A 3,107-nucleotide genomic window follows, 5' to 3' on the forward strand; every position below is an offset into this window, starting at 1 on the left:
CTCCGGAATTCCGGAATTTTACTGCTTTAAATTTCTATCGAGTTCCTCTGAAGACGAACTCATCACAGTAAGTTTTACTAATTCTTTTATGAATGCCTTTTTGCCGTCGGGTAGGCTTTCGATCACTTTTCCTAGATATGAACTGCTTGCGCTTTCTTCTCCGAATACGATCTCATCGATTGACGTATTTAATGCAGTAGCTATTGCCACTAACGTCTCCAAATTCGGATTTTTTTGCTCACCTCTTTCTATTCGTGACATTTGAGCTGTTGACACTCCTGAACGATCTATCAATTCAGCTCTCGATATTCCTAACAGCTCACGCTTGAGCTTTATATTCTCACCTAAGTTCATTTTTTTGACCTGCGTATAGCATCTGTGAGTTATTTTACTACATTTTCTTGTATGTGTGATTTATTGGTTGTACTCTTGAGTTGTATTTATTGCATGCATGAGTTCTATTATGTTTTTCATTGACCAGCTTTTTATCCAGCAAGACCATCCAGAAGGCGGATTACCTTTTGTTGGTACTCATGTCATTGAGCGTGTTGATATGGAATCTGGCGAAAAGCTTCCGCCAAGCGTCAACCAAAAAATCTTAGAAGGTTCATTTAGTACAAAGCTAACAATCCGATGTAATGGCAACCGGATTCGTGTCGAGGGAAACCCGTCACGCTGGCAACGCATGGATAATCTTTTCGGTTTAACGTCACTCGATGATTGCATAGCAATTTATAACCACATCCTCGCGAAATATGATCTGCCGCCATTCACTAAAAATACTCGTGCTTATCACCGTCAAACTCCGGATGGTAAGTCGTCGTCACTCATTGGCAATGGCGCGGAAATAACGCTTATTGACTGGACACGTAACCACATGGTTGGTCGTGGAAATGAACTTTCATTTATTCGCGGCATGTCTTCCGTCGCTATGGGGCGAGGGCGTGAAGCAATTCTCAAACCTAATGGAATGACTTGCAACTGGGGCGAGGGTTCAACATGGGAAATGCTTAAGCTCTATTGCAAGGCGTTTGAAATGCTACTCCGTCTTAAGAAATACAAGCGCAGCAACAAGACCACACAAGATCACATCAAGTACTTAGAAACTCTTATTGATTATTGCGAAGAGCACGGCGTTGTCCGTGAAGAACACAGCCTCAGACAAAAACTACTGAAAAGACATGACTTGCAATTTTATGGAATGGTTACTGAACAAGACTTTTACAAACACCTAACGACGATGGAGGACGCCATGCAAACACTACATGCAACGAACGACACGCATCAATCAATCGCAGAGCAATTAATTGGTGCAGGAGTTGTGGATACTCTTCGCAAAGCCAATACCACCATGAACTATTTCACGCTTTGGCAGCACGGCACCGATTTACGTCACACGCTAAGTCAATCGCAATTCTACGAGCACAAAGCCCGCTTAAGAAAAATTGGTATCGATATCGGCCAACAATTCGATGTTAGTCGCCTTTGTCCAACACTCAAACGTTCAGAGGTTATCGAGCTTAAGCCGCTACCGATTCCGGACTGGTATCACATGCCTCAAGTCGCCCAATCCAATGTATTGCCATTTAGAGCAGTCGCTTAATTAAAAAAACACTAAGGATATAACCATGTTAAAAATTGAAATATTCCCAGAAGATGAAAAATTCACAACACGCACAATCAAAGGTAAGGACGACAAACCAGATCGCAACATCTACGAACAAGAAGCCTACGCCTATCTAGGTGGCAAGTTTCCAACGCTAATGAAGTTATCACTTGAAGAAGGGCAACCAGCACATGTCGCCGGAATTTATACCGTTCACAGCTCTAGCTTTGTTGTTAATAACTTTGGTGGCCTTGAGCTAAAACGCTTTGGAATGCTTATCGAGCCATTGGAATTAGTTGATTTGTAAACGTTAAATATAGGCTAGGGGGTTATATGGATAATTGCTCACTCGTATCACAAGATGTTAATTCTGATTGTTCTTTCGCTGATTTACTTTTTCGCCGCCCAAGCGTTTCAGATAAAGCGGTAACGACTGCTCTTGTTGAAAAACCAAAGCTAAAAACCACTCGAAAAAGTTGGTCTAAAAAGGAATCAGAACTACTTACGGTACTGATACGACAAGGTAAAAGCTCTGCATTTGCGGCCAAAGAACTTGGTCGCACTTTATGCGCTGTTGATGGTCAAATTCGCAAGCTAAACATACAGCGTTGTAAAGGATTGACCATTAAACAAGAACAGTTTTTAAGAGACAACTATTGGCTTTTAGGGGCTGCTGGTTGTGCTAAAAAATTGAATCGAAACCAAGCTACGATTGCGTATTACGCTAAGTATTTAGATCTTAAAAAGCCAACTCGTGACGATGTGAATCCACCAATCCCTCGATGCTTATTACCATATGACATGGTCAAACGTGTATCAGTTCTTCAACGCAAATCACCAACATCTAAAAATAAAGTCGATGACGCCGTGGTAATATTTTACGACAAGAACGGGCCATCAACACCAATGATGGCGATGCATCTTGACCAGTTATGCAGTGCGTTGGATCAGCATTTTAATCGTAGACCAGGTGTTACAGCTCAGGCTTTAACTCATGGTTATAAGGCGGTCTAATATGCCCAAGTATCGAACTCAACGCAGTAAGAGACACGATCATTGTCCACAGTGTGGTGATATAGATTTTATTTGTACTCAATACATTATGAACGATCAGATTTATCTATACGAAGAACAATGCCCACGCTGCTATGACTTTTGGCAAGTTGGGCTTGATGATTATGGTAACAACCATCAACTACAAGAAGGATCAAGCGCATTATGAATCAAGTAATTTTGTGTGAAGGCACGCTGTATTTTCTTTCAATAAAGAAGGCTTACTTTTGCAAAGACTCGTGGGACGTTGCAGGTGCAATCAGTGACTTCCTAGGAAATGAACCGCATGAGCTAATCAATGATGATTCATTTCAACTTAATGAAGCCGAACATGGTTCATCGGACGAATGGGAATTTTACTAATTGTGATTGGCCAGAATTACAAATTCCAATTAGTAAAATGAGTAGCAACATACAAGCACAAAAAGCCAAAATAAACGGACACCTT

6 protein-coding genes are annotated in these 3,107 nt (G+C 41.2%); 5 read left to right on the top strand and 1 reads right to left on the bottom strand.

What is annotated here, in order from left to right; translation table 11 throughout:
* Nucleotides 1-18: 18 nt before the first annotated feature.
* Nucleotides 19-354: a helix-turn-helix domain-containing protein gene (locus RH88_RS00685; protein ID WP_005592746.1), complete on the bottom strand. Its 336-nt coding sequence runs from the start codon at nt 352-354 to the stop codon at nt 19-21.
* Nucleotides 355-463: 109 nt separating this feature from the next.
* On the opposite strand from RH88_RS00685, the gene RH88_RS00690 reads away from it, so the two are divergent.
* From RH88_RS00690 to RH88_RS00710, 5 genes are read left to right on the top strand one after another with little or no spacing between them, the layout of a single operon-like run.
* Nucleotides 464-1,603 (top strand): phage/plasmid replication protein, II/X family, encoded by a 1,140-nt coding sequence (locus tag RH88_RS00690; RefSeq protein ID WP_005592748.1) that lies wholly within the window; start codon nt 464-466, stop codon nt 1,601-1,603.
* 25 nt (nt 1,604-1,628) lie between these two features.
* Nucleotides 1,629-1,913 carry a single-stranded DNA-binding protein gene (locus RH88_RS00695; RefSeq protein WP_005592749.1) on the top strand — a complete coding sequence of 95 codons (285 nt, stop codon included), beginning with the start codon at nt 1,629-1,631 and terminating at the stop codon, nt 1,911-1,913.
* Nucleotides 1,914-1,939: 26 nt separating this feature from the next.
* Nucleotides 1,940-2,620 carry a hypothetical protein gene (locus tag RH88_RS00700; protein WP_005592750.1) on the top strand — a complete coding sequence of 227 codons (681 nt, stop codon included), beginning with the start codon at nt 1,940-1,942 and terminating at the stop codon, nt 2,618-2,620.
* Nucleotide 2,621: 1 nt separating this feature from the next.
* A complete protein-coding gene (locus tag RH88_RS00705) occupies nt 2,622-2,828 on the top strand; it encodes a hypothetical protein (protein ID WP_005592751.1) in 207 nt (68 codons plus the stop codon).
* Entirely contained in the window at nt 2,825-3,022 is a 198-nt protein-coding gene (locus RH88_RS00710) for a hypothetical protein (protein WP_005592752.1), read from the top strand. The genes RH88_RS00705 and RH88_RS00710 overlap by 4 nt, the downstream gene beginning before the upstream one ends.
* Nucleotides 3,023-3,107: the final 85 nt, after the last annotated feature.

The sequence above is a fragment of the Vibrio scophthalmi LMG 19158 genome, from assembly GCF_000222585.1.
Taxonomy (GTDB): Bacteria; Pseudomonadota; Gammaproteobacteria; order Enterobacterales; family Vibrionaceae; genus Vibrio; species Vibrio scophthalmi.

What these genes read in the sequence shown, in the direction of transcription:
- RH88_RS00685 (WP_005592746.1), bottom strand. Translation starts at nt 354, where the DNA reads ATGAACTTAGGTGAGAATATAAAGCTCAAGCGTGAGCTGTTAGGAATA.
- RH88_RS00690 (WP_005592748.1), top strand. Translation starts at nt 464, where the DNA reads ATGTTTTTCATTGACCAGCTTTTTATCCAGCAAGACCATCCAGAAGGC.
- RH88_RS00695 (WP_005592749.1), top strand. Translation starts at nt 1,629, where the DNA reads ATGTTAAAAATTGAAATATTCCCAGAAGATGAAAAATTCACAACACGC.
- RH88_RS00700 (WP_005592750.1), top strand. Translation starts at nt 1,940, where the DNA reads ATGGATAATTGCTCACTCGTATCACAAGATGTTAATTCTGATTGTTCT.
- RH88_RS00705 (WP_005592751.1), top strand. Translation starts at nt 2,622, where the DNA reads ATGCCCAAGTATCGAACTCAACGCAGTAAGAGACACGATCATTGTCCA.
- RH88_RS00710 (WP_005592752.1), top strand. Translation starts at nt 2,825, where the DNA reads ATGAATCAAGTAATTTTGTGTGAAGGCACGCTGTATTTTCTTTCAATA.